General features: G+C 37.6%; 24 protein-coding genes. 8 read left to right on the forward strand and 16 right to left on the reverse strand.

What is annotated here, in order from left to right:
• Positions 1–25: 25 nt before the first annotated feature.
• The gene (locus ACSZOX_RS10040; protein ID WP_437919752.1) at positions 26–1,015 is read right to left on the reverse strand and encodes a tetratricopeptide repeat protein; all 990 of its coding nucleotides are present in this window, start codon (positions 1,013–1,015) and stop codon (positions 26–28) included.
• Between the two features lie 72 nt (positions 1,016–1,087).
• Positions 1,088–1,858, reverse strand: coding sequence for an NlpC/P60 family protein (locus ACSZOX_RS10045; RefSeq protein ID WP_437919753.1), 771 nt, complete (start codon positions 1,856–1,858; stop codon positions 1,088–1,090).
• Positions 1,859–1,941: 83 nt separating this feature from the next.
• Between ACSZOX_RS10045 and ACSZOX_RS10050 the strand changes: the two genes are divergently transcribed.
• Positions 1,942–2,409 (forward strand): universal stress protein, encoded by a 468-nt coding sequence (locus ACSZOX_RS10050; RefSeq protein ID WP_437919754.1) that lies wholly within the window; start codon positions 1,942–1,944, stop codon positions 2,407–2,409.
• A gap of 30 nt (positions 2,410–2,439) precedes the next feature.
• Here ACSZOX_RS10050 and ACSZOX_RS10055 read toward each other — a convergent pair whose 3' ends face one another.
• From ACSZOX_RS10055 to leuS, 8 genes are all read right to left on the reverse strand, one after another.
• A complete protein-coding gene (locus ACSZOX_RS10055; protein WP_437919756.1) occupies positions 2,440–3,429 on the reverse strand; it encodes an RsmB/NOP family class I SAM-dependent RNA methyltransferase in 990 nt (329 codons plus the stop codon).
• A 188-nt stretch (positions 3,430–3,617) separates the two neighbouring features.
• Complete coding sequence (locus ACSZOX_RS10060) at positions 3,618–4,898, reverse strand: ABC transporter substrate-binding protein (RefSeq protein ID WP_437919757.1); 1,281 nt, start codon at positions 4,896–4,898, stop codon at positions 3,618–3,620.
• A complete protein-coding gene (guaA, locus tag ACSZOX_RS10065; RefSeq protein ID WP_437919758.1) occupies positions 4,855–6,405 on the reverse strand; it encodes a glutamine-hydrolyzing GMP synthase in 1,551 nt (516 codons plus the stop codon). The genes ACSZOX_RS10060 and guaA overlap by 44 nt, the downstream gene beginning before the upstream one ends.
• Before the next feature lie 153 nt (positions 6,406–6,558).
• Entirely contained in the window at positions 6,559–7,242 is a 684-nt protein-coding gene (locus ACSZOX_RS10070; protein WP_437919760.1) for a head GIN domain-containing protein, read from the reverse strand.
• Between the two features lie 41 nt (positions 7,243–7,283).
• The gene (locus ACSZOX_RS10075; RefSeq protein WP_437919761.1) at positions 7,284–7,793 is read right to left on the reverse strand and encodes a hypothetical protein; all 510 of its coding nucleotides are present in this window, start codon (positions 7,791–7,793) and stop codon (positions 7,284–7,286) included.
• Between the two features lie 159 nt (positions 7,794–7,952).
• Positions 7,953–8,684, reverse strand: a complete 732-nt coding sequence (locus tag ACSZOX_RS10080) for a DUF3307 domain-containing protein (RefSeq protein WP_437919763.1) — start codon at positions 8,682–8,684, stop codon at positions 7,953–7,955.
• The gene (locus tag ACSZOX_RS10085) at positions 8,681–9,280 is read right to left on the reverse strand and encodes a hypothetical protein (RefSeq protein WP_437919765.1); all 600 of its coding nucleotides are present in this window, start codon (positions 9,278–9,280) and stop codon (positions 8,681–8,683) included. Before ACSZOX_RS10085 ends, ACSZOX_RS10080 begins: the two co-directional genes overlap by 4 nt.
• 159 nt (positions 9,281–9,439) lie before the next feature.
• A complete protein-coding gene (leuS, locus tag ACSZOX_RS10090) occupies positions 9,440–12,223 on the reverse strand; it encodes a leucine--tRNA ligase (RefSeq protein WP_437919766.1) in 2,784 nt (927 codons plus the stop codon).
• Between the two features lie 214 nt (positions 12,224–12,437).
• Here leuS and ACSZOX_RS10095 point away from each other — a divergent pair, with 214 nt between their 5' ends.
• From ACSZOX_RS10095 to ACSZOX_RS10115, 5 genes are read left to right on the forward strand one after another with little or no spacing between them, the layout of a single operon-like run.
• Positions 12,438–13,316: a cell division protein FtsX gene (locus ACSZOX_RS10095; protein WP_437919768.1), complete on the forward strand. Its 879-nt coding sequence runs from the start codon at positions 12,438–12,440 to the stop codon at positions 13,314–13,316.
• Positions 13,317–13,328: 12 nt separating this feature from the next.
• Positions 13,329–13,577: a DUF3098 domain-containing protein gene (locus ACSZOX_RS10100; protein WP_437919770.1), complete on the forward strand. Its 249-nt coding sequence runs from the start codon at positions 13,329–13,331 to the stop codon at positions 13,575–13,577.
• A gap of 5 nt (positions 13,578–13,582) precedes the next feature.
• Positions 13,583–14,377 (forward strand): undecaprenyl-diphosphate phosphatase, encoded by a 795-nt coding sequence (locus ACSZOX_RS10105; RefSeq protein WP_437919772.1) that lies wholly within the window; start codon positions 13,583–13,585, stop codon positions 14,375–14,377.
• Positions 14,378–15,097 (forward strand): tRNA pseudouridine(55) synthase TruB, encoded by a 720-nt coding sequence (gene truB / locus ACSZOX_RS10110; RefSeq protein ID WP_437919773.1) that lies wholly within the window; start codon positions 14,378–14,380, stop codon positions 15,095–15,097. It begins immediately after the preceding gene.
• Between the two features lie 21 nt (positions 15,098–15,118).
• Positions 15,119–16,102 carry a bifunctional riboflavin kinase/FAD synthetase gene (locus tag ACSZOX_RS10115; RefSeq protein ID WP_437919775.1) on the forward strand — a complete coding sequence of 328 codons (984 nt, stop codon included), beginning with the start codon at positions 15,119–15,121 and terminating at the stop codon, positions 16,100–16,102.
• Positions 16,103–16,137: 35 nt separating this feature from the next.
• Here the strand turns inward: ACSZOX_RS10115 and cmk are convergent, their stop codons facing one another.
• From cmk to yihA, 5 genes are all read right to left on the reverse strand, one after another.
• Complete coding sequence (gene cmk / locus ACSZOX_RS10120; RefSeq protein ID WP_437919776.1) at positions 16,138–16,830, reverse strand: (d)CMP kinase; 693 nt, start codon at positions 16,828–16,830, stop codon at positions 16,138–16,140.
• Position 16,831: 1 nt separating this feature from the next.
• A complete protein-coding gene (locus tag ACSZOX_RS10125; protein ID WP_437919777.1) occupies positions 16,832–17,245 on the reverse strand; it encodes a hypothetical protein in 414 nt (137 codons plus the stop codon).
• Positions 17,246–17,250: 5 nt separating this feature from the next.
• The gene (gene topA / locus ACSZOX_RS10130) at positions 17,251–19,626 is read right to left on the reverse strand and encodes a type I DNA topoisomerase (protein ID WP_437919779.1); all 2,376 of its coding nucleotides are present in this window, start codon (positions 19,624–19,626) and stop codon (positions 17,251–17,253) included.
• 92 nt (positions 19,627–19,718) lie between these two features.
• Positions 19,719–20,573, reverse strand: a complete 855-nt coding sequence (locus tag ACSZOX_RS10135; RefSeq protein WP_437919780.1) for a 4-hydroxybenzoate octaprenyltransferase — start codon at positions 20,571–20,573, stop codon at positions 19,719–19,721.
• Positions 20,570–21,193 (reverse strand): ribosome biogenesis GTP-binding protein YihA/YsxC, encoded by a 624-nt coding sequence (yihA, locus tag ACSZOX_RS10140; RefSeq protein WP_437919781.1) that lies wholly within the window; start codon positions 21,191–21,193, stop codon positions 20,570–20,572. Before yihA ends, ACSZOX_RS10135 begins: the two co-directional genes overlap by 4 nt.
• A 110-nt stretch (positions 21,194–21,303) precedes the next feature.
• Between yihA and ACSZOX_RS10145 the strand changes: the two genes are divergently transcribed.
• Complete coding sequence (locus ACSZOX_RS10145) at positions 21,304–22,212, forward strand: ABC transporter ATP-binding protein (protein WP_437919782.1); 909 nt, start codon at positions 21,304–21,306, stop codon at positions 22,210–22,212.
• A gap of 14 nt (positions 22,213–22,226) precedes the next feature.
• Entirely contained in the window at positions 22,227–23,537 is a 1,311-nt protein-coding gene (locus tag ACSZOX_RS10150; protein WP_437919784.1) for an ABC transporter permease, read from the forward strand.
• Positions 23,538–23,596: 59 nt separating this feature from the next.
• On the opposite strand, the gene ACSZOX_RS10155 is transcribed toward ACSZOX_RS10150, so the two are convergent.
• Positions 23,597–25,897: a GH92 family glycosyl hydrolase gene (locus ACSZOX_RS10155; RefSeq protein WP_437919785.1), complete on the reverse strand. Its 2,301-nt coding sequence runs from the start codon at positions 25,895–25,897 to the stop codon at positions 23,597–23,599.
• Positions 25,898–25,900 lie beyond the last annotated feature (3 nt).

Here is a 25,900-nt window from a genome sequence, read left to right on the forward strand (position 1 = left end):
AGACCAAGGCTATTGGCTCTTGTCGCTATTCCTCCGCTTCTATTTCTTCAAATAGCAACCTATCTTCTGCTGCTCCCTGCACATCGCCTAATTTTTCTTTAACGTCAGCTCGATAAGCATAAAGATCAGAATAATAAGGATTTAAAGAAATAGCTTTATCATAATCTTCTAGTGCCTCCCGCCATTCGTCCAGTTTTTCCCAGACATCTGCACGCAAGGTGTAAACATAAAAATCTTCAGGCAAGAGATTAACAAGTGCATTAAAATCACAAATTGCCTCTCTGTAAGACATTTGATTGACGAGAAAGTTACCTCGTTCCTCATACACTAAACTGCTTGAAGGCGATAAGTTTACGGCCATATTAAAATCATCCAAAGCATTTGTAGTGACATTTATGGATTCATAAAATTTTGCTCTAGAAATAAATCCTTGAAAATATTGGCTATCAATAACCAAAGCACTATTGAAATCATTTAAGGCCAGATCGTATCGAAGTAACCGCATGTAGATGGCTCCTCGGTAGACATATGCATCTGCCGACTTTGGGGACAATTCGATAGCCGTCGTATACAATTGCTGCGCCCCTTCATAATCAAACTGTTGAGTGGCATCTAAAGCATCATTAAGAATGGTTTTCAAGTCATTGCCAGTATCTTTTATGGTTGTAATAGCAGGTCTATTCTCAAGCCATTCTAAAAAGATATGATAATTAAAATCTAATCGTTTGGCAACTTGATAGTCATAAAATGAACCTTCTTCATCCCCGAGCTCCCGATTTAAGATTGCCCGGGCAGCATAAAAGAAGGGTTGATCTGGAAAATCTTTTATCCCTAATGTATAACGTTGAAAAGCTTCCTCTTTACGTCCATCTCTATAGTGGGCTAGTGCCGAATGCGCAAGCAAAATCGCTTCATCTTCTTTATTTTCCGTTTGATTATTCGAATGACTTAGTCTATCTATTGGAAACAGTTGGCTACTTGCTAATAGATAATACCTGTTGTCTTTTAATTGCATATAGGATTTAAAATATTTCAAACTTAGTAATGTAAAGGAAATCCGTTTTCGCTATAGGTTGCGAAAAACAATTTATAGAAACCGTTTTATAATACGCAATTTGTGCGTATATCGTTTCCATTCATTGTTATATATCCCCTCTGAATCGATTTTATCTATCCGAACTTTTGTCGACGCATGAAGGATCGTTTCATTATCGATCATAATGCCAACATGTATAATTTTACCCTCTGGATTATCGAAGAAAGCCAGATCGCCCATTTTTGTCTCTGACAGAAAATCGACCGTTTTACCGTATTCCGCCTGCTCATAGGCATCCCTTTGTATAATGTGTCCGAAGTAAGCTAATATGGCTTGGCTCAACCCCGAACAATCCACACCATAAATAGATCGTCCTCCCCATAAATAAGGGCTATGAAGATAGTAGTCAATTAATTTAGGAAATTCCGTTGAAAAGTCATCGGTAGTAGGCAGACGTAGTTTTCCTTCGATACGATATCTGAAATTTTCAAAACCACCGTGTTGAACAAAATGGGGCAAAAAACGGCTCGTAGGTAACAATGCTACCGAAGCATGTTCAGAGATTGCCTTTGCTCCTTCGATATCCACTACCAAAAATTGATTTTCATCAAAACTATGTTCCCAATCTTCCACGATATGAAACTGTCCTTTTTGTAACCAACCTTCATAATGCGGACTAAATGTTCGTATAAATGCCCATTCAGAGTCGTCTTCCAGTAACTGAAATAATTCACCAAAAAAAAGCTGATTCGTCATTTCGCTTCGATGTGATGCTGTAGCTCTAAGTGGTACAACTGTCAAATTGCAAATTCCTATAACCATGATTATTTTCCTGATCTAAAAACAAATGGATCTTCTAAAATGTTCTTATCATACGAAGATAACTTTTTTAGACGCCAAAACAGATGAACAATCACAGATTTAATCGTATACTCGTTGCCGTGGACGACACCCCATGTTCGGTGCGTGCCATAGCTTATGCAAAAGACTTAGTTAAAGAATTTAATTCTTCTTTAGCTTTAGTCACAGTAGTTCCGCCTACGTCACCTGCAGCCTATGGAGCCGATCCCCTCTTAGGACAGCAACCTATTATCGTTCCTGAGGTATCGGAGATTCAACAGGAGTCGGCACAGCGCTATCTCGAGTCAGTAGGTCAAGATTTTGAAGGTGCCCACGAGGTATTTCTTTTTAACAAAATAGGAAATATTCGCGATGAAATATTAAATACCGCGAGTGAATGGACGGCTGACCTGATTATCATGGGATCAAATGGAAGAACGGGATTCGAACATTTCATTTCGGGCAGCGTTTCAGAATCCGTTATTCGGAAAGCATCCTGCCCTGTATTAGTTGTTCCTGGAAACTGTGATTAGTGAGAACGAACTTGATGTAAGCCTCCCCTTTCAGGGTTTTCTCAATCGGACTGCATACATGCTGTCCGATTTTCTTTTATAACCTTCAATAAATCCTCCGGATTCTTTAACTAGACCATGTTGTGTTTCCAAAAAATGGACTAGTTCTTCATTTTCTTCTTTGAATACCGAGCAGGTTATATAAATCAATTGTCCTTTTGGATTCAAAAAGGGAAGTACAGTCGAGACAATTTTCTTTTGTAAAGCGGAAAATACTGAAATCTGTTGTGATTTAAATTGCTGAATCATTTCAGGGGTTCTACCCCAGGTGCCTGAACCAGAACAAGGCGCATCGACAATAATACCATCAAAAGTCTCGCCTTTCATGATATGTGAAATATCCTGAGATAGATCAAGCACCTTCTTTCTATAAGGTGTTTTAACGCCCGCTTTCTCAAATCTTTCATCAAGATTTCTTAAAATGCTCAATCTGATATCTGATACAAAAAGATTAACCTGTACATTCTTTTCAAGAAGAAGCAACGATTTCCCGCCAGAGGCTGCGCAAGCATCCCACCAGCTTGTTCCTTTATTAAATTCCCCAACATCTAAACTCTCCTGTGATGACAAATCTTGAACTTCAAATAATCCTTCTAAGGAACTTATAGTCTGCAGCTTACTTCCATTCGGAAGCCTATAAGCATTTCTGCCCTCCCGCTGAAAATCTATTTCATTTTTTTGCAGTTCCTTTTCTAATAATTCTTGTGCACCTTCTTTTATTCGAATAAATAAATCGGGCTGCACTAAATGGCTATTTTCAAAGGCGCTAACGTCAACTTCTTTTGATACATGATCGGTAAATGGAAATATTCTCCCATTTAAATCATATCCTTGCATTTTCAAGAAATCTAACTTTTGCGTACTATTCTGAGGAATCAGATCAATCCATTCAGGATGATAGAGTGCAACCAAATCACTTTGACACTCGCATAAAAATTCAGCTATTATAACTCTTTCTATTTCGGTTTTGTCAGAAAGCAAATTCCCTAATCTAAAATAGTTATAACATAGGCGGGATATCATACGCCTATCCGACGATCCCATTTGTCGGTTTTCCTTAAAAAAACGAGTTAGAAATCTACTAAACGGCTCGTCAAAATGATAAGCATGAAGAGCGCGTTGAAAGTTACGCAATTGCTGTTCAACCCTACGTTGATTAATTACAGTCATTAATTCAGTTGAAAAGAAGTCCCTTTATATATTTTATAAGAAACATTTTTATTTACATATCCCGAGTTCGGATCCTGATCAAAGCTATAAGAGCTAAAAATACCATCGAAATTTTCCGTTAGAATATGTTTTGCATAAGAATTTCCATATTTCGACAGTAAACCTCCGAAATACCGAGCCGCGTCGTAACCTTTATAGGAGTAATCTGAAGGATTCACACCATACAACGTGTAATATGCATCTTTAAATTGCTTCACAGTAGTCGTCCAGGTTTTCAAATGACTTTCTGAAGTGATAACAGGATTGTAATTAGAAAAATTATCGTAAATACTAAAATCTATCCGATCCCATAGCGGATGTCCGTAGAGATTAAAAGAATAAAAGCCTTCTGTAGATTTCCTATCAAGATTGCTTAATAGCGTACGCAATTGATATTTATCTGTACTACCTACAACAAGTATATTAGTTCCACCCGTTGTAAGAGATTCGTTCAATTGTTCTAAAGAAGTAACCGATTTAATCAGAATAGAAGATTTCGCTATTTTGACCTGAGCTATAAAGTTACTTAGAAATTGTTTACCATCATTGTCGGAAGTATTATAGACAATCACCACATCTCCTATACTGTAGTCTTTCGCAACCCTCCTCGCTATAGCTTGAGTATGTACATCAATTGAAGGCGTTAAAGAAACTAAATTTGAGAGGTTAAAGTCACTTGCTTTAGATGCAGCCAAAGGGTTTATCTGTAGCACATCGTTATTTGGCAAATTTGTACCAAATGCTCGTATTTCCTTTGGATAAACGGGACCGACAATTAAACTCGCACCTTCAATATCCTCTGATTTTGCAATCGAGATACTTTGATTCTCATTATCTTTCGAATCGATAACATTTAATCCAAAGGATTTTCCCTCTTTTGCGAGTTCATCAAGTCCAAATTGAAAACCTTGATAAAAATCTAGTGCTATTGAAGAACGTTTTACATCTTCTTTAGAGAGTGCTGCAGGATTTAAACGATCTAATTGAAAGGGTAAAACAAGCGCAATATTATTTGCGATAACACTCCTTCTTTTTGCCTCTTCTATTTCGGCCTCATTTTTAGAAGAACTGTTTTTGTCTACGCCTGTATTATTGGAGCCCACATTTCCCCCGCGGTGATCTGGAGACTTTAATACACTTACTTTTGGAGAACAAGCGCTTACGAGAAGCGCTAGTCCTAATGCTATCAATAATCTTTTATTCCCACTCAATAGTTGCTGGTGGTTTGGAGCTAATATCATAGACAACTCTGTTGATTCCTTTAACATGATTGATGATTTCGTTAGATATTTTCGCTAATAAGTCGTACGGTAAATGAATCCAATCGGCCGTCATTCCGTCTAAAGAGCCCACTGCACGAAGAGCCACAACATGTTCATATGTTCTTTCGTCGCCCATTACCCCAACAGATTGCACAGGTAAAAATATAGTTCCAGCCTGCCAAACGCGCTCATACCATCCAGACTCCTTTAAATTTCGGATGTAGATATCGTCTGCATCTTGCAGAATTCTTACTTTTTCTTCAGTGATATCACCAAGAATACGTATTGCTAGACCTGGACCAGGGAAAGGGTGACGTCCTAATATATTTGGATCTACATCTAACGTTTTTCCCACTCTTCTTACCTCATCTTTGAATAATGTTTTTAGTGGCTCAATAACCTTCAACTTCATAAAATCAGGTAAGCCACCCACATTGTGATGGGATTTGATTGTTGCAGAAGGTCCTTTTACAGAAATTGACTCTATGATATCGGGATAAATTGTCCCTTGCCCCAACCATTTTGCCTCAATACCCTCCGGCAACTCATTTTGTACATCTTTTGCTGCTTGATCAAAAACATCGATAAAAGCTGCTCCTATTATTTTTCTTTTTTGTTCAGGCTCAGAAATACCCGCTAGGCGACCATAAAAAAGATCTTTAGCATTTATTCCTTTGATATTTAACCCCATGTTTTTGTAAGAATCCAAGACCTGCTCGTATTCATTCTTACGAAGCAATCCATGATCTACAAAAATACAGTGTAGATTTTCACCAATAGCTTGGTGTAGAAGAACAGCAGCAACGGTGGAGTCAACTCCTCCTGATAACGCCATAATCACGTGATCATTTCCTAATTGTTCTTTCAATTCTGCAATTGTTGTTTCTACAAAAGCGTCTGGAGTCCAATCTTGCGAACATCCGCAGATGTCTACAACAAAATTTTTCAGCAGCACTTGTCCGTCTGTACTGTGTGTCACCTCTGGGTGAAATTGTATCCCATAGGTACGTGTACCTTCGATATGGTAAGCAGCCACACGCACTTTATCTGTACTCGCAATGATATTGAAGTTCGTTGGTACTTCTTTAATAGTGTCTCCATGCGACATCCATACTTGAGATTGTACTGGAACTCCTTTTAAAAGCTCGTTTTCTTGATCAACAAATTGTAGATTAGCGCGGCCGTATTCACGAATCTCAGAAGGAAGGACATCACCTCCAGATTTTTGAGCTAAATACTGCGCTCCATAACAAACGCCCAATAGCGGAAATCTACTTTGGATGTCAGCATAATCAATCTGAGGAGCATCTTCTTGTCGAACCGAATAAGGGCTGCCAGAAAATATAACACCTTTAACAGCATCGTCAAAATCAGGCAAGTTATTAAACGGGTGGATTTCACAATAAACATTAAGCTCACGAACACGACGTGCTATCAACTGTGTATACTGTGAGCCAAAATCAAGGATGATAATTTTTTCGGACATGCGGCAAAGTTAAGTATTTCACCTTGTAATTTTAAGGAATTTTTATTTCCCCCTATCCGTATATTTTTTCTTTTTCTATCGCCACGATTTGGTAAGCCATGACTAGTGTCGTCTCGGAGTCTGTATTCTTTATAGTTTACGTTGGGAAATACGTTAATTTTCAGTTATGAAATTGATTTTTCCACCTGCTAATCGTTTTTGTTTTCTCTCCGATGGATTGCCGTAAATATTTATTACTCCTCCTGCACGTGTTTGCACATCCGCAGATACCGAAGCGTTTACTTCGCAGACTCCTCCTCCATTTGTCCTGGCGACAACTTGGCTACTCTTCAAATTACGCGCATAGTAGTTACCTCCAAATGTTGAATTGACATTTTGGGATTTGGTCTCCCCTTGCAGTGTTATATTTGCTCCTGTTGTACTATTTACAACAACATGGGACGCTTGCAGATTGACATCAATCTTTCCACCTTCATTTGCCCATATAGCAACTGTATCCGCTACGATCTTATCACCGTTTGTTTGAACAATAGCACCTTTCTGGATCAAAAAATCAGAAAAGTTGCTTGCGTATACTTTAATAAAAGTATTAACTCCCTTCAAAGGATAGCCATTAGTCATTTTAATACGCAATTTATCCTCTTTTTGAATAACTTCTACTTTATCCGACAGTTCGCCCTCTATAGACACAACATTCTTATCGCTAACGATAATTTCTACATTCAATTTATCAGTGACATCTAATTCTTTAAAAGAACCAATTGGAATTTCAATTTGAGCTTTAGCAAAAGATAGGGATAATATACCTGCGAAAAGAAATACTAATTTTGTACTCATATATACCATTTAGAAAACAAAAATACATAAACATTCTCTAGCTAACGTCCCAGTAATGCAAGTTCACTGTCAGAATACATCTTTGCTCCTTTGAGATAGGTATATAGTAAATCTTTCGTTTCTTTATCACTGAGCTTGTAGAGATTATTCACTAAAAACTCCTTATCTTCTTCTATATTATCTTTATAACCCAAGTACGAAGGAATGTAATACTGTATACAAAGTCTGATGTAGCGGAGCTCTACATTGTTGGGGTTTCCAGAGATTTCCTTTTCCAGCATATTTTTACCATCTTTAAAATAGCTCATTTTTTTTAAGGGATTACCAATATGCTTTGCCATAAACATATGATATGCTGCTTCGTAGCCCCTTTCGACTGGAGAATCAGCATACTTTTCCAAAGCTTGCAGGTGTCGTTTGCAGGCTTTCTCATCCTTGTGTCCGATCTTGAAATCCTTTCGAATATCCGTTATAGAGAGGTTTTGAGCATAGAGTACACTTATTGTTATCAGTACTTGCAATACGGTAATAAAAAGACAATTTTTCCTCATAAGCTTATTCCGCTGGTTACATGGAGAAAAGTTACAAAAAATAAGCCAATTTACGAGTTTAATTACGGTATAAATCGTTGTTTCTACGTAAAGATAAGAGGGTAATTATTTTAATTAAAGTTATTATCAGTTGATTATAATGTATTTATTTACAATTTCCTAAACAAAAAATTTCAATCCTAATCGCAGTCCATAACCGATCATTATACCCAATATAAAACTAGCCAATGTACCTACTAAAATGTACTCTGTGAATTTAGTATCCTTTGTATTGGTAAGGTCCCCAAATCTAAAAATGGATTTTGCGCCTAAAAGAAATCCTATTCCTGATAAAAAACCGAGTTGTATGAATAAAACAATAAGCAATCGTTCCATGACACCAATTAATAATCCCGCGTCATTTAATGAATTTTTTGGCTTCTGGAGAAAATCTACGTCCGTAGTCCATTTACTAAAGAAAATCCGCAATGCAATAGGGCTTACATAGGTTGTCAAGATAAATGCAATCGTATATAGCAACGTTTTTGACGATATTATAATGTCAATCCACGTTGTTGAAAGAGGGTATTCAAAAAACAGAACAGCCAATAGAACGAGCAGATGTAGCAGCTGATCGGTTACGAAAATTTGAAATGGCTTAAAGGGCCATTTCCTTTCCAGGTATATTTTAAAACTATCGATTACAAGATGAGAAAGAGTTACAAAAAGTATCGTCTGCCATTGTGCTCGCAATTCCCCCAAAAAAAGAAACAGAAGTAATATCGCATGTACGGAGATATGGAGCAGCAAATAAGTGATCTGTTCTTTCCTTTTATCTACCCAACCTTTTGGCTGCAATACAAAATCACCTAAAAGATGTGCCAATAGAAGTTTTAGAAAAAAAAGACTCATAGTTCTAGTAGTTTTTGTGTACAATAAAGCAGCGCCTGGTTGAGTTGTACAAAAGAGCCTTTTTGGAGCTCAAAGCTAACTTGTCCTTGATGTTTCTTCTGAAGCTTTTTAGCTAATTCAGTTTGATTAGCTTCCTCGTGCAGGAGCGCCATTTTTAATGTTTGGGCTATATTCGGGGTCCATCGTGCAGCAATTTCCGTTAAAAGAGAAAGAATAATGTTACACACCTTATCTGTTTCCTCTTGCCCCGATTGAAGAAGCAATGTGTGTTTTTTTAATCGATCAAAAGCTTCTCCTGAATTGATTAAAGCCGTGCCAAAAGAGGTTTTAACCGACTGGGAATCATAATCTTTAAAACCTACACCTATACCTATTCTAGCATCTAACTTCAAAGCAATCATACTCATTTTAATGTAAAATGCAGCTTTAAAGGCTTCTTCGAGAGATAATTCGCATTGAAAACTATCGCCTCTATAGATGTCATATTTTTCGCTATACATACCGATAGCTTCTTCCAAAGCGGGTTGCCAAAGCTTCGGGCTTTCTTTTCGGGATCCGACAATATCGCCGGTTAATATTGCGATTTTCTGTTCCATGTTATATCAAAAATAGCAAAAAATAAAGTATAACCAAATTTAGTGATATTTTTATTTATCATCGTTTTTAGTGATATTAAAGATTATTATCAATCTCTCTACTATAGAAAAAGCCGCATATTTGCGGCTTTTTCTATGGTAGAGAGCTTTTTGCAAAGATTATACAACGATGTTGATGATTTTACCTTTTACAAAGATCATCTTTTTGACAGCTTTTCCATCCAAAAAACGAATCACATCCTCATTCGCCAAAACAGATTCTTCAACAGCCTTTTGATCTAAATCTAAAGGTAATGGTAAATTCATTTTCATTTTGCCATTAATGGATACGGGATAAGCAAATTCCGATTCGACAAGATAATCCGCATTAAAAACAGGGTAAGATGCAAATGAAAGTGTACCCGCATCATTTCCTAAAAGCACCCATAGCTCTTCTGTAATATGTGGCGCATAAGGCTGTAGCGTGATAACTAAATCTTGTAAAATTTTACGCTTATTACACTTCAATTCTGTCAATTCATTAACACAAATCATAAATGCAGAAACCGAAGTGTTGAAAGAGAATCGTTCGATATCTTCTTCTACTTTTTTAATGATTTTATGCAAAGCTTTATATTCCGCCTTTGTTGGTTCGTCTTCAGAAACAACGAAGTTGCCTTCGGCATTGTGGAACAGGCGCCAAACCTTTCTTAAGAACTTGTATACGCCCTCTATACCATTTGTATTCCAAGGTTTCGATTGTTCTAAAGGCCCTAAAAACATTTCATACAGACGCAGGGTATCTGCACCATAGGTTTCGATTATGTCATCAGGATTAACCACATTGAACTTGGATTTGGACATTTTCTCTACTTCTGTACCACAGATGTATTTACCGTTTTCCAAGATAAAGTTTGCTTGTGCAAAATCTGGTCTAAAACCTTTAAATTTTTCTGTATCCAGAATATCGTTGGAAACAATATTTACATCCACATGCAGTGCAATAGTATTGTAGTTTTCTTTTAAGCCATAAGAGACAAATGTATCTGTACCCCTTCCATCTTCATCTAAGATACGGTAGACAAAGTTCGATCGCCCCTGAATCATACCTTGATTAATCAACTTCTTAAAAGGCTCTTCTTCCTGATGATAACCAAGGTCCTTTAAAGCTTTGTTCCAGAACCGTGAATAGAGAAGGTGCCCTGTAGCATGCTCTGAACCACCTATATATAAATCTACAGCTTTCCAATAGTTGACTGCTTCCTTGGACGCAAATAACGCTTGATTTTGCGGATCCATATAACGGAACCAATACCAAGAAGACCCTGCCCATCCGGGCATTGTACTTAATTCATATTCGTATTGATCTTTATATTTCCAATTTTCAGCTCTTCCTAGTGGAGGTTCGCCACTCTCTGTCGGAAGATACTTATCAACTTCGGGTAATAGTAAAGGTAATTCGCTCTCCTCAATGAGGTAAGGAAGTCCATCTTTAAAATAAACAGGAACAGGCTCACCCCAATAACGTTGACGTCCGAAAATCGCATCACGCATTCTGTAATTCACCTTTGATTTTCCAAGATTCAACTCTTCTAATTTGGCTGTAAGCGTAGCGACAGCATCGTTATAAGTTAACCCATTAATCATATCAGAGTTTATGTAGCGCCCATCTTTGTTTGGATCCGCAGACTCTTCGATCTGTTGGGTGTCTGAAATTTGTATAATAGGCAGATCAAAATGCTTTGCAAAGACATAATCACGCTGGTCTCCGGATGGAACCCCCATAACAGCGCCTGTCCCATAGCCTGCTAAAACATAATCTGCAATCCATATCTGTACATCATTACCTGTTAGGGGATGTTTAGCATAAGCCCCGGTAAAAGCCCCAGACACCGTTTTTGTATCAGACATACGGTCCAGTTCAGACTTTTTAGCGCTCTTTTCTCTATATGTATTGACGGAAGCACGGTGTTCTTCTGTCGTCAACAGGTCTACCCATTCGTGTTCAGGAGCCAAAACAATAAAGGAAACACCGTAAATCGTATCTACCCGCGTTGTAAAAACCTCAATATCGGATTGAATCTGAGGAACAGGAAATTTCACAGATGCTCCAACGGATTTACCAATCCAATTTCGCTGCATCTCCACTAGAGGCTCTGGCCAATCAATAGATTCCAACCCTTGAAGCAAACGATCTGCATAGGCTGTGATACGCATAGACCATTGCATCATTTTCTTTTGTTCTACTGGATAGCCACCTCGTTCAGACACACCATTAATAACTTCGTCATTTGCTAAAACCGTACCCAATGCCGCACACCAATTAACTGTACTTTCCCGCAAATAAGCCAATCTATATTTTAAAAGCTCGCGCTGTTGCTCTTCCTCAGAGAAAACAGCCCATTCTGCGGCTGTAAATACACGTGTATCCTCGTCGGATACGGATATAATACCTTGGGAACCATTTTCTTCAAACAAACTTATTAATGTTTCTATTGACTCCGCTTTATCGGTCTTTTTATTGTACCAAGCATTGAATAGCTGCATAAAAATCCACTGCGTCCACTTGTAATATTGTGGATCAGATGTCCGGACTTCCCTCGACCAATCGTAAGAAAAACCAATATTGTCTAGCTGCTCACGATAGCGCTCTATATTTACTTCAGTAGTCACCGCAGGATGCTGACCTGTTTGAATAGCATATTGTTCTGCTGGCAAACCGAAGGAATCATACCCCATAGGATGCAAAACGTTAAACCCTTTCAACCGTTTATATCTGGAAAAAATATCCGATGCAATATAACCTAGTGGATGACCTACATGCAGTCCTGCCCCAGATGGATAAGGAAACATATCGAGAACATAATATTTAGGCTTGTCTGTCTGTGCCGAAGGCTTGAATGTACCATGTTCAGCCCAAAATAGCTGCCATTTCTTTTCTAAAGATTGATGATTGTATTCCATTGTAACCTGTTTCTGCTAAATCAAAGAGAGGCGAAATTAGCTATTTTACAGCAAAAAATAGACATAAAAGTTTTATATTAAACAATAAATGCAGATATTAGAAGTTGAATATACATAAGAAATATGTGTTTTCATCCGATATTATTACATGAAAATATTTCTTAAGTGCGCATTATTATTTACTTTCGCATCAAAATAGATTAACAATATTTATATGTCGACTCACGAAGAAGGTTCTACACGAAAGAAAACAAAGTCTATTTATGTATCTACAGTTATAAGTGTTGCATTGGTATTACTGATGACAGGACTTTTAGGGCTGATATTAGTACATGCAAAAAATCTTTCAAAATACGTTAAAGAAAACATCGTCCTCAATATCATTGTGAATGATAATGTGAATGAAGGAGACGTATTGGCAATGCAAAAAGATATTGAAAAGGATCCATACGTTTTACGTACTGAATACATCAGCAAAGAGTTAGCAGCAAAAAATCTTAAAGAAGATTTGGGTGAAGATTTTGTTGAATATTTAGGACACAATCCGTTGCTACCTTCTATTGATGTATATTTAAAGGAAGATTATGCAAATACCGATAGTATCCAGACATTTATACAAAAGGCTTCTAAAAATAGCCGTGTAAAAGAAATCGTCTACCAGGAATCACTCATTGATATGGTCAACAAAAATATCCGTATTATAGGTCTGGTGGTACTGGCATTTACAGTCGTTTTGCTGATTATTGCCGTAGCATTAATTAATAACACAATCCGTTTGGCAATTTATTCTCAACGTTTCCTTATCAAAAGTATGCAGTTGATTGGTGCAACGAAAAATTTCATTCGAAAACCCTATCTTTTTTATGGTATTTTCCATGGGCTATTAGGGGCTTTGATTGCCATTCTCCTTCTTATATTTACATTACAATTCGCGCAAAAACAAATTCCCGACTTGATTTTTTTACGTAACTGGTATGAATTTGGCGCCATATTTTTAATTGTCGTATTATTGGGCGTGGTAATTTCTGGACTTAGCACCTATTTTGCCGTTACCAAATATCTTAAAGCCAAATCACATAGTCTTTATCGTTAATTATTCCTAAACATGTCTGAAAAACAACACAAGTCTTCTTCCTTACGCAATGAACCGAAAGCGGGCTTTGCATTTGAGAAAATAAATTATCAAATATTTATCGCTAGTATTGCCACAGTGGTGCTCGGTTTTATATTAATGATGGGGACTGAAGATATCTATAGCTTTACTAAAATAACATTAGCCCCTCTAGTTGTCATTATTGGATTTGCTTTAGGGTTTGTAGCGATATTGTATAAACCGAAAAAGAAAAACAACTAAAAAATATGACCTATTTTCAGGCGATAGTATTAGCTATCATTGAGGGATTAACAGAGTTTTTACCTGTATCATCCACAGGGCATATGATCATTGGGACAGCTTTAATGGGTATGGAGCCCTCTCCTTTCGTGAAACTGTTTACCATCGTCATACAATTGGGAACTATACTATCGGTATTAGTTTTATACTTCAAACGGTTCTTTAAGTCTCTTGATTTTTATTATAAGTTAGTTGTTGCAGCTATTCCCGCTTCGATTTTAGGCTTAGTATTAAACGATTTCATAGACTCTTTGTTAGAAAGTCCTTTGATGGTTGCTGTCATGTTAGTCGTTGGCGGTGTGGTCTTGTTATTTGTGGATAAATGGTTTAATAAACCTGCCGTCGATAACTCGGATAATATCACATACAAACAGTCATTCATCATTGGTTTATTTCAATGCTTGGCTCTTATTCCAGGCACCTCTCGTTCTGCCAGTACAATCGTCGGTGCCATGACGCAAAACTTGACACGCAAAGCGGCAGCTGAGTTTTCATTTTTTCTAGCCATACCTATGATGCTTGGCGCATCAGTTGTCAAACTATATAAGTTTCTGAAAGAGGGGCATACTTTTTCAGGAGAAGAAATTAATTTGCTTGTTATAGGGAATATTGTAGGATTTATTGTTGCTATTATAGCTATCAAAACATTTATCAATATATTGACCAAATATGGTTTTAAAGCTTTTGGTTGGTATAGGATTGTGATCGGCGTGGTGATTATTGGATTAATATTGGGAGGACACAGTCTACAAATTATTTAAATGACAAATACAGAAGAAAAGCATACCGCTCCTTTTCGTTTTGCAGAAGGAGCAGTTTTATTAATAGACAAACCGCTCGAGTGGACAAGCTTTGATGTAGTTGGTAAATTACGTAATGCCATGAAACCTGAGAAAATCAAAGTAGGGCATGCGGGAACATTAGATCCACTGGCTACAGGTTTGTTGATTATATGCACAGGAAAGTTTACAAAAAGAATAGACGAGTTTCAAGCGCAAGAGAAAGAGTATACAGGCAAGATAACCATAGGAGCAACTACACCTTCTTTTGATTTAGAAACGGCGATAGATGCTGTATTTGACTATTCGCATGTCACACCAGAATTAATCTATTCAACAGCTGAACGTTTTCTGGGAGAGCAAGAACAGTACCCTCCCGCTCATTCGGCTATAAAGATCAATGGTGAACGTGTCTATGAAAAAGCAAGACGAGGTGAAGAGGTTGAACTTAAATCTAGAAAAGTTACAATTACCTGTTTTGAAATAGTAAAGATTGAGTTACCAGATGTTCATTTTAAAATAGGCTGTTCGAAAGGCACTTATATTCGTTCTATTGCAAGTGATTTCGGAAAGGCTTTAGGGATTGGTGCACATTTAAGCGCGTTGAGACGTACAAAAAGTGGCGATTTTCACGTAGATGATGCCTGGAATTTGCAAGACTTAGTCGAAAAAATTAAATTAAACAAAACGTTGGATCGTTAGACATAATCCTATAAATCAGGAATGAAAATATATAGAAGCTTAGATGAATTTGAGACTTTATCAAATGCAGTTGTAACAATTGGCACATTTGACGGCGTTCATATTGGTCATCAAAAGATTTTATCTAAATTGAGAGAATGTGCTCAGGAAATTAAGGGAGAGACAGTCTTGTTAACCTTTTTTCCTCACCCTCGGCTAATTATTAATCCGGACGACGAAAATTTGCGTCTCATTAATGATATAGAGGAAAAAACACATCGCTTAGCACTTGCAGGAATAGATCATTTAATCATCACTCCATTTACTCGTGATTTTTCGAATCAAACAGCAGAAGAATACATTAGCAATGTGTTGGTCGGAAGATTAGGCACTAAACAGATTGTCATAGGCTATGATCACCATTTTGGAAAAGATAGACAAGGTTCTATCAAAGATTTAAAACATTTTGCCGGGATTTATGATTATGAAGTTGAACAAATCCCCGAACAAGATATTGAAGATGTTGCTGTCTCGTCTACACGAATAAGAGAATCATTGATAAAAGGAGATATCGAGACAGCAAATAAGTATCTAGGTTATCCATTTGAGCTGACAGGAAGTGTGGTACGAGGTGATCAAATCGGCAGAGAAATTGGTTTTCCTACAGCAAATTTGAATGTTCACGAAGCGCATAAGCTTATTCCTGCATACGGTATTTATGCTGTAGAAGCTGAGATATATCCAAATGTCCCTTTTATACAAACTGGAGATTATATTCCTTTAGAGCCGGAACGTATCGCTAAAGGAATGGCTTATATCGGTACACGGCCTACGGTAGATGGCATGAATAGAAAGATTGAAATCAACCTTTTAGATTTCAAAGATGATATTTATGGAAAAACGCTTCGGGTTAAGTTTCTTAAATTTATACGCCACGATCAATGGTTTGATTCCTTAGAAACAATGAAGAATCAGATTAAGGAAGATGAAAAAAACATCAGAGCTTATTTTCAGGAAAACAGCTGATCAGCGAAATTCCGAAATGAAAAAGGCGATTGAATTTAATCAATCGCCTTTTTCTGTTTACGCCTTAAATACTCCTCCAGAACAATTGACAATTGCTGTTCTTGTGTTAAATCTGAATTATCTAACACAAAAGCATCCTCCGCTTGCCTTAAGGGACTTTCCTCACGTGTGCTATCAATGTGATCACGATGAGCTAGGTTTTCAATAACATCCTCCATACTGACCAACTCCCCTTTAGCAGATAACTCTGCAAAACGACGTTCAGCGCGTACACTTGGGCTGGCAGTCATGAAAATCTTCAAATCAGCATCGGGAAACACCGTAGTTCCAATATCACGTCCATCCATCACGATATTACGTCGTTTACCAAGCTTTTGTTGTTGCGTGACCATCGCATGCCGAACTTCTTTAATAGCACTTACTTCACTTACGTTGTCAGAAATATACATCATCCGTATTTCTTCCGAAACATCTTCATCATTCAGTATAACCTGTATTTTTTCTGCGTTCGGAATAAAGTCTATATGAATGTTTTCTAAAGCCTCGTTTATCGTTTCCAAATCGTGTAGTTGGATATTATTTCGTAAGAAATACAATGTTACCGCGCGATACATTGCACCGCTGTCTATAAACACGAAATTCAATTGTTTTGCCAATGCTTTTGCAACAGTGCTTTTGCCGCAGGACGAAAAACCATCAATTGCTATAATGAAATTTTTACGTCCCATTTTAACGATTGCCTCCTATTACTATTCCTGGTTTATTCACGAGCGGAACCTTAATGATATTTTCATCAACTATACTTTCGGGAAGAAAAATATATTTCTTATCAAATATCGTGTTGTCGATATAATAGCTTAGCCAATATTCATTAGTAAGACCAAAAACCTGCGGATCTATCGCCTCTATTTTAACGGTAGCTTCGGCCGCGATATCACCTAAGAAATGTCGTAACGTTGTTGTTGAGACTTCCTTTCCCTCCTTTTGGCCATACCCCTTAGACGAAACCAACACATTGGTAATGGGGACTTTCTTTTCGTTAACAAGATAGACATTCCAAACTTTTTCTGTTGGTGAATCACGTTCTAAAACGATAGCAATCGAAATATTTTCTACCGTATTATCCGGCAAATCTTTTTTCATAAAAATTACTTTTTAGCTTTTGCCTTGGATGTTGTCTTACGTCCACCTTTAGCTGCAGTCTTTTTTGCGGCTAACGCTTTTCCTTTAGGATCGGCTTCGGCCCATTTGAGCACATCTTCATATGTTATTTTCTCCACTTCTGTGCCCTTTGGAATCTTTATATTTTGTTTTCCAAAGCGGATAAATGGGCCCCATCTTCCGTTTTCTATTTGTGCCTCCGCATTCTCTTCGAACACTCGGATTACCTTTTCAATATCACGCTGACGTTTATCTTTAATAATCTGGATAGCCTCGCTTTCCGAAACCTCCATCGGATCGAGATTCTTCGGTAAAGAGTAGAAAGCACTAGCATGACGAATATAAGGACCAAAACGGCCTATAGCTACTGTCATTTCTTTATCTTCAAACTCACCTACTTTTTTAGGCAATTTGAACAGTTCTAATGCATCTTCGAAAGTAATTGTCTCGATCATCTGCCCCTTTCTTAATGAAGCAAATCTTGGTTTCTCTTCATCTTCAGCACTTCCAATTTGTACTAAAGGGCCAAACCGTCCCACACGAACAGTTACAGGTTTTCCGGATACAGGATCAATGCCTAAATCACGTTCATGACTTGCGCGGTCAGCGTTTTCCAACGTATCCTGTATTCCTTCATGAAACGGCCCGTAGAAATCTTTCAACATGGCCGTCCATTCTTTATCTCCTTGTGCTATTTCATCAAATTCCTTTTCTACCTTCGCAGTAAAGTGATAATCGATAATGTCATTAAAGTGTTCTACAAGAAAATCATTAACAAGTACACCAATATCTGTTGGAAACATTTTAGATCGCTCAGCACCAGTTATCTCGGATTTTAATTGTTCGAGCACCTTATTGTCCTCTATTTGAAGCACCGTATAATTACGTTCGCGACCGTCCCGATCTTCTTTCACAACGTAACCACGATTCTGAATAGTCGAAATGGTTGGCGCATATGTTGAAGGACGGCCAATGCCCAATTCCTCTAATTTTTTTACCAAAGAAGCTTCCGTGTATCTCGCAGGAGGACGTGAAAAGCGTTCAGTCGCACTCATTGATTTCAGGTTCAAGGCTTGCCCCTTTTCTAGCGGTGGTAATAATGCATTCTCTGAGTCCTGGTCTTGAGATGTCTCCGAATCATCATCAGTTGATTCCATGTACACTTTCAAAAAGCCATCAAATTTCATAACCTCGCCCGTAGCTACAAGTTCCTCTTCACGAGTTGATATTTCGATTTTTGCTGTTGTTTTTTCAAACTCAGCTTCACTCATCTGCGAAGCAATAGCCCTTTTCCAAATCAGTTCATATAGCCTTCTTTCAGCATTATCTCCATCGATACTATGTTCCGAGAAGTAAGTCGGACGAATCGCTTCGTGCGCCTCCTGAGCTCCAGCAGATTTAGTTTTATATCGACGTAGTTTATGATATTTATCACCATACGCTTTCACGATTTCGGCCTCGGCAGCGTTAATTGCAGTATCACTCAAGTTGACAGAATCGGTCCTCATATATGTAATACGTCCCGCTTCATAAAGACGTTGAGCGACCTGCATCGTACGAGCAACTGAAAAGCCTAACTTACGACTAGCTTCCTGTTGCAAGGTAGATGTAGTGAAAGGTGCTGAAGGCGTTCGTTTAGCAGGCTTCTTTTCTAGTGATCCTATTTGAAAAGAGGCATTAATACTATCCTGCAAGAATGCCGCTGCATCCTCTTTTCTCTCAAAACGGCGAGGTAACTCGGCTTTGAAAATTTCTTTATTATTTCCAGTAGTAAACTGAGCTACAATCTTATAAGAAGCTTCTGCTTCAAATCTATTGATATCACGTTCTCGTTCAACGATAAGTCTTACAGCAACTGACTGAACCCTACCAGCTGACAATGAAGGCTTTACCTTTTTCCACAACACGGGAGAAAGCTCAAATCCTACCAACCTATCTAACACACGACGGGCTTGTTGGGCATTTACTAAATTAAAATCAATCTTACGAGGCTGATCAATAGCTTTTAAAATGGCAGGCTTGGTTATTTCATGAAATACAATACGCTTGGTTTTATCATCTTTCAGTGCTAGTGTTTCATACAAATGCCAAGATATGGCTTCCCCCTCGCGGTCCTCATCGGATGCTAGCCAAACCATTTCCGCATCCTTGGCTAATTTCTTTAACTCACTGACTACCGACCTTTTATCAGATGGCACCTCGTACTTTTGTTTAAAATTGTCATTGGTGTCTATTGCGTCGTCTGTCTTCACTAAATCACGAATATGGCCATAACTAGATTTTACTAAGAAATCTTTTCCTAGATATCCCTCTATTGTTTTGGCTTTTGCCGGTGACTCTACTATCAATAAATTTTTTGCCATTTATAAATGAATGATTTCTGCAAATAAAGCTATTTCAAAATGGAATGACAATAATTTTTTGTCACTTCCTCAAAAAAAGATCTTAATTGCCTTTAAAAGAAAAGCAATATATCTAATAAATAAAACGCAGCGAAAATAACTGACGCTATCCCATTGGTTGTCATAAAGGCACGATTTACTCGACTTAAATCAGTTGGACTTACAATTCGATGTTGATATATAAGCAAAATACCGTAGAATATGACACCTAAATAATAAAACCAACTAACCGGCATATAAAACACAGGAAGCAAAATAAAAAGAAAAGATAAGCCATGCAATCCTTCTGAAATACGCAAGGCTCGTTTTCCTCCAAAATATGCTGGAATAGAATTTAATCCATTTTCTCGATCGAATTGTTCGTCCTGCAGTGCATATATAATATCAAACCCACCCGACCAGCACATCACCGCAATACCATAAAATACAGGTACGATATGAAACTGATTTGTGACAACCAGATAAGCACCTATTGGAGCCAATCCCAGGCCAACACCCAAAACGAGGTGACATAAAGGAGTGATTCTTTTCGTGTAACTATAAAATAGTACAACAAACAGTGCTATAGGTGACAAATAAAAACAAAGCGAATTGATAAAGAAGGTAGCGCCAACAAACACCACACAATTTACTAGCGTGAAAATAAGTGCTTGTTGAGCGGATATCTTCCCTGAAGGAATATCACGCATTGCTGTACGAGGATTGATGGAATCGATATCACGATCCAAATAGCGGTTAAAAGCCATAGCAGCATTTCTCGCAGACACCATACAAACTAACATTAGTACTAATTTCTTCCAATCGAAACTATTCGAAGTTGTATGTACAGCAAGAAAAAAACCGATAAGTGCAAACGGTAACGCAAAAATGCTATGAGCGAATAGCACTAATGACATGTATTTTTTCATAAATTCGAATCTTGATTTGGAATAACGAATCTACCATTAATTTCGTCTATAGTTTGCAGAATATTATCTGTTCCTTGTTTTAGTTCTGCAGACGTAATGAAACGAGTGGGGACTTGTTCAAACCATTTAAGAAGAGCCTTAGAAAACTTAGCAATATTTTGATCTGTCTTTACCGCAGACTGCTTGTCAGCCTTCGTGAAGATTAATAAAAATGGTAAACCTTGTTCTCCCAACCAACAACAAAAGTCTAAATCTATCTTTTGGGGTTCATGACGACTATCTATTAAAACAAAGATGCATTGCAAATTTTCACGTTTAGTCAAATAGGCTCTGATAAACTTTTCCCACTCCGTGCGATTTTTTTTTGAGGTCTGTGCAAAACCATATCCCGGCAAATCGACAAGATACCAATCATCGTTAATGACAAAATGATTTATCAATTGTGTTTTTCCAGGCTTTTGAGATGTCTTAGCCAGATTTTTCCGTTGGGTAAGTGCGTTGATTAATGAGGATTTCCCCACATTGGAGCGCCCAATAAACGCATACTCCGGCAAATTGGGTGCAGGTAGTTTACTAACTTCTGTATTACTACAAACGAATTCTGCAGATTTTATTAACATATGCAAAGTTAATTAATTCCACTACTTTCACGAGCCAATAACCAAGAGTTTTTTGGAAAAGAGCCATTTTTAGTTTTTTTTTAGTTATTTTAAGGAAATTAAATTAGTCAATGCTTGAAGTAAAAAATATAATAAAACAGTACAGTAATCATCGTGCATTGAACGATGTTTCTCTTACGGTTCCAAAAGGCAGTATCTTTGGCTTGCTTGGCCCAAATGGTGCGGGAAAAACTTCACTTATACGTATCATTAACCAAATAACGGCTCCCGATAGAGGAATAATTCTTTTTGATGGGGAACCTCTCCATCCCAGGCATATTGAACGAATTGGCTATCTGCCTGAAGAAAGAGGGCTTTATAAAAAAATGAAAATAGGTGAACAGATGCTTTACCTAGCACAATTAAAAGGGCTAAAAAAACAAGAGGCTTTGTTTAAAATTAAACATTGGTTTGAAAAACTTCAAATAGAATCGTGGTGGGACAAAAAAGTGGAAGATTTGAGCAAAGGTATGCAACAAAAAGTCCAGTTTGTCGCGACAGTAGTGCATCAACCCGATTTGATTATTTTAGACGAACCATTCTCCGGATTCGATCCCGTAAATGCGCAACTTATACAGAATGAGATTTTAGAACTGAATAATCAAGGAGCTACGATCATATATTCGACCCATCGTATGGAGTCTGTTGAAGAATTGTGTGACCATATTGCGCTTATCCATCAATCGGAAAAAATTCTTGATGGGCCGGTAAAAGAAATCAAAAAATCGTACCAAAATCAAACCTATAAAATAGTATATCAGCAAAAAGAAGGATTGGATATTTTACAACACGAATTTAAATTTAACATTTTGGAACAACAAAGTTTTAATGATGTCAGCGAGATGGTTATCAGAGGAAGTGCGGGTCGATCATTAAATGAACTTTTACTTGAGTTGATCCCCTTTATAGAAATCCATCAAGTGCTAGAAATTATTCCGTCAATGCAAGATATTTTTATTGAAAAAGTAACTTCAAAATAAATCGATCAAACTACATGAACAAGGTTCTATTAATCATTCAGCGAGAATACACAAGTAGAGTAAGAAAGAGATCATTTTTACTTACAACTTTTCTAGTTCCTCTATTTTTTATAGGCATGTATATCGGTGTATTTTTCTTGACAAAGAAGAGCTTTGAAGACTCCCATGCGATTGTGCACGTTATAGATCAACATGGTGAAATTGGAAATAAGCTTCTGAATAACAAAAATATAACATATACCTTTTCAAATATTGATTTACAAAAACAAATTGAAGAAATCAAAGATCGAAAGGATAATACGAACTTATTAATTATACCCGAGAACTTTTTGGAAAAACGACAAGTGGAGCTATTGTCATCAGGGAAGCCCAATATCGCAACACAAAGCGAAATCCTATCTAATTTAAAGGAGATTGTACGTATTAATGAGTATAATAAACTCGGAATCAACACAGATAGTATTAATAATATAAATGACCAAGTTAGCATTGCTGCTAAAGAAGTTACAGATACAGGTGACGCGAAAGAGAGCCATACGGAAGTAGCGATGGGAATTGCGATGGCATTATCTGTATTAGTCTACCTTTCCTTATTTTTATACGGAGCGCAGGTAATGCGAGGTATAATTGAAGAAAAAACAAGTCGTATAGTAGAAGTTGTGATTTCTTCTGTTAAACCCTTTCAGTTAATGATGGGGAAAATTGTCGGTATAGGATTAGTAGGTCTTACTCAATTTTTACTTTGGCTGCTGTTAACCTTTGCGTTAACAGGTGTTGCAACTACAGTCATTTTCGAACAGCGAGACGAAGCGTCTGAGTTTGCTAGCCAATCTATTAAAAAAGATAATGTTTTGGCCTCGACACAAGGTTTTGATCTTGCCACAGCTTTCGAATCAGTTAACTTTACAGAATTAATACTGTGTTTTTTTCTTTTCTTTTTGGGCGGATATTTTTTGTATAGCGCACTTTTTGCAGCTGTGGGTTCTGCCGTCGATAGTGAAACCGAGGCAACTCAATTTACCATGCCTATTACAATGCCACTCCTACTTACATACGTCCTTTCCTTTGGCGTATTAGTCAATGATCCAAATGGTTTAATTGCTACTTGGCTGAGCTTCATCCCTTTTACCTCTCCTATCGCTATGCTTGTACGCATACCTTTTGGTGTACCAACTTGGCAAATTGCCCTATCTTTAGGAATATTGATCGCAGGTTTCTTACTGACAACTTGGGTTGCTGCCAGAATTTATAGGACCGGAATTTTGATGTATGGTAAAAAAGCTAGTTTCAAAGAGATCATAAAATGGTTTAAATATAAGAGTTGATAGAAACAGACTTCTTAATACAAGCGGAGATCTCGTAGGCCTCCGCTTGTAAATTTAAACTACAGCAATTTCTTGTTAGGTTTATTAGCCATTACAAACTTTAGCTGGCCACCTGCTACAATATCTTGATGTTTCAGGATTAAACTTTCCAATTTTTCCCCATTAAGTAGTACTTCCTTGATGTAAACATTTTTTGCAGACTGATTGATCGCACTGATTTCGAAAACTTTCCCGTTTTCTAAAGTGATACGTGCATTTTTTACCGCAGGGCTCCCAATCCAATATTCATCTGAAGCAGGCGCTACAGGATAAAATCCCAGAGAATTAAAGAGATACCAAGCACTCATCTGTCCACAATCATCATTTCCTCCCAATCCATCGTGTCCATTGTGATATTGATTATTCAAAATCATGCGGATACGATCTTGTGCTTTCCAAGGCGAACCACAAATATTGTAAAAATAGACTACGTGATGCGCTGGCTCATTTCCGTGTACATAGTTCCCTATAATGCCTTCACGGGTAATATCTTCTGTATTCGCAAAAAACTTATCGGGTAAATGCATTGTAAATAAAGAATCTAGATAGCTATCCAGCTTCTTTTTACCACCCATCATCTCCATTAATCCTTGTGGATTATGAGGCACATATAGGCTGTAATTCCAAGTATTTCCTTCTATAAAACCTTGCCCATGTGTTTCCAACAGGTCGAAATTAGTCCGAAAATTTCCATGACTATCTTTCGGGCGCATAAAACCTATACGTTTATCATATACATTTCGCCAATTCTCCGAACGCTCCATGAATGTGTTATAAATCGCTATATCTCCAAGGTGTTTAGCTAATTGCGCAATACACCAATCGTCATAAGCATATTCCAAAGTATTGGAAACCGATGTACCTGATAGTTCATCAGGCACATAACCTAATTTAATATAGCTGCCAATCCCTTCGTAATTTCTGGTATTCGCAGTTTGTACACATGCCATTAAAGCTGCTCTTGGATCACCTTTGTAGACGCCTTTGATAATGGCGTCTGCAACAACGGAAACCGAATGGTAACCACTCATGCACCAATTATCATTTGCATAGTGCGACCAAATAGGTAGCATTTTGAGTGTGCTCTGGCTGTAATGTGCCATCATCGATGCCACCATATCCGCGTTGCGCTGTGTATTGACGAGATTCATATAGGGATGAAAAGCACGAAAGGTATCCCATAAAGAAAACGATGTGTAGTTTGTAAAACCCTCTGCTTGATGTATCTCCTGGTCCAACCCTTTGTATTGACCATTATGGTCCATATAAATTGTAGGCATAAGAGCTGCATGATACATCGCAGTGTAGAAATTTACATAATCTTCAGGTGTTAACATTTCAACGTCTATCTTTCTTAACTCAGACTCCCAGAGATTCTGGCCATCCCGTTTTAGGCGATCGAAATCCCAATGGGGGACTTCTATATGCATATTCTCTAGTGCATTTCGCATACTGACGGGGCTTAAAGCCATTTTCAACTGCACTTGTTCCGATTCTTCTGTAGAAAAATCAAAATGCATCTTTAAATTCCGACCAGCTAATTCGGGAAAATTACTTGTCTGATTAAACTTTCTCCAAAACCCTTGGTAAACCTGATCTTTACTAGATTCTTTAGCTCCATATTCTTTAAAGGGTTTAGAAAATTTAATCGCGAAATAAACTGTTCTTGTTCTTGCCCAGCCATTGCTTTGTAGAAAGCCCGTTACCACCGAATCATTTAAAACACGGACAACTGTCCATACATTTTTCCCTTCATAGTCATATATGCCTGACTTAAGATCTAATACGATATGCGCTTGCTCTGATTTAGGAAAAGTATAGCGATGAAACCCCACTCGATTAGAAGTGGTCATTTCAGCAAGTACCTTAGGGTCCTCAAGATATACTTTGTAATAGTTTGCTTCTGCTACTTCGCTCTCGTGTTTAAATCGAGAGCGATATCCGTTTTCAGGGCGATCAGATGTCCCTGCGTTCAATTGTAATGTCCCTACAGTAGGCATAACCCGTATATCACCCAGATCGGAATGCCCTGTACCGCTAAAATGTGTATGACTGAACCCTACAATAGTGGAATCTTTGTATTGGTAACCTGCACAATATTGATAAACTTCTCCATTATACTTACCGTTGACAGCATAAGGAATCGTATCAGTATCGGGACTAAGCTGTACTGCACCAAAAGGAACCGTTGCTCCTGGGAACGTATGTCCCATTTTTGCGGTTCCGATTATAGGCGAAACGTACTTAACCAGTTCTTTTTGCTGTGCTACCGTTAAGATGGGAAATAGCAGAAGCAATAAAATTTTTGATGTAGTTTTCATTCT

The sequence above is a fragment of the Sphingobacterium sp. LRF_L2 genome, assembly GCF_965644235.1.
Lineage (GTDB): Bacteria > Bacteroidota > Bacteroidia > Sphingobacteriales > Sphingobacteriaceae > Sphingobacterium.

Excerpts from the sequence above, each read along its gene's own strand:
- ACSZOX_RS10095 (WP_437919768.1), top strand. The coding sequence starts at position 12,438 with ATGTCGACTCACGAAGAAGGTTCTACACGAAAGAAAACAAAGTCTATT.
- ACSZOX_RS10105 (WP_437919772.1), top strand. The coding sequence starts at position 13,583 with ATGACCTATTTTCAGGCGATAGTATTAGCTATCATTGAGGGATTAACA.
- ACSZOX_RS10115 (WP_437919775.1), top strand. The coding sequence starts at position 15,119 with ATGAAAATATATAGAAGCTTAGATGAATTTGAGACTTTATCAAATGCA.
- ACSZOX_RS10125 (WP_437919777.1), bottom strand. The coding sequence starts at position 17,245 with ATGAAAAAAGATTTGCCGGATAATACGGTAGAAAATATTTCGATTGCT.
- ACSZOX_RS10155 (WP_437919785.1), bottom strand. The coding sequence starts at position 25,897 with ATGAAAACTACATCAAAAATTTTATTGCTTCTGCTATTTCCCATCTTA.
- ACSZOX_RS10145 (WP_437919782.1), top strand. The coding sequence starts at position 21,304 with ATGCTTGAAGTAAAAAATATAATAAAACAGTACAGTAATCATCGTGCA.
- ACSZOX_RS10135 (WP_437919780.1), bottom strand. The coding sequence starts at position 20,573 with ATGAAAAAATACATGTCATTAGTGCTATTCGCTCATAGCATTTTTGCG.
- ACSZOX_RS10040 (WP_437919752.1), bottom strand. The coding sequence starts at position 1,015 with ATGCAATTAAAAGACAACAGGTATTATCTATTAGCAAGTAGCCAACTG.
- cmk (WP_437919776.1), bottom strand. The coding sequence starts at position 16,830 with ATGGGACGTAAAAATTTCATTATAGCAATTGATGGTTTTTCGTCCTGC.
- ACSZOX_RS10070 (WP_437919760.1), bottom strand. The coding sequence starts at position 7,242 with ATGAGTACAAAATTAGTATTTCTTTTCGCAGGTATATTATCCCTATCT.
- leuS (WP_437919766.1), bottom strand. The coding sequence starts at position 12,223 with ATGGAATACAATCATCAATCTTTAGAAAAGAAATGGCAGCTATTTTGG.
- ACSZOX_RS10150 (WP_437919784.1), top strand. The coding sequence starts at position 22,227 with ATGAACAAGGTTCTATTAATCATTCAGCGAGAATACACAAGTAGAGTA.
- guaA (WP_437919758.1), bottom strand. The coding sequence starts at position 6,405 with ATGTCCGAAAAAATTATCATCCTTGATTTTGGCTCACAGTATACACAG.
- ACSZOX_RS10100 (WP_437919770.1), top strand. The coding sequence starts at position 13,329 with ATGTCTGAAAAACAACACAAGTCTTCTTCCTTACGCAATGAACCGAAA.
- ACSZOX_RS10060 (WP_437919757.1), bottom strand. The coding sequence starts at position 4,898 with ATGATATTAGCTCCAAACCACCAGCAACTATTGAGTGGGAATAAAAGA.
- ACSZOX_RS10045 (WP_437919753.1), bottom strand. The coding sequence starts at position 1,858 with ATGGTTATAGGAATTTGCAATTTGACAGTTGTACCACTTAGAGCTACA.
- topA (WP_437919779.1), bottom strand. The coding sequence starts at position 19,626 with ATGGCAAAAAATTTATTGATAGTAGAGTCACCGGCAAAAGCCAAAACA.
- yihA (WP_437919781.1), bottom strand. The coding sequence starts at position 21,193 with ATGTTAATAAAATCTGCAGAATTCGTTTGTAGTAATACAGAAGTTAGT.
- truB (WP_437919773.1), top strand. The coding sequence starts at position 14,378 with ATGACAAATACAGAAGAAAAGCATACCGCTCCTTTTCGTTTTGCAGAA.
- ACSZOX_RS10085 (WP_437919765.1), bottom strand. The coding sequence starts at position 9,280 with ATGGAACAGAAAATCGCAATATTAACCGGCGATATTGTCGGATCCCGA.
- ACSZOX_RS10080 (WP_437919763.1), bottom strand. The coding sequence starts at position 8,684 with ATGAGTCTTTTTTTTCTAAAACTTCTATTGGCACATCTTTTAGGTGAT.
- ACSZOX_RS10075 (WP_437919761.1), bottom strand. The coding sequence starts at position 7,793 with ATGAGGAAAAATTGTCTTTTTATTACCGTATTGCAAGTACTGATAACA.
- ACSZOX_RS10050 (WP_437919754.1), top strand. The coding sequence starts at position 1,942 with ATGAACAATCACAGATTTAATCGTATACTCGTTGCCGTGGACGACACC.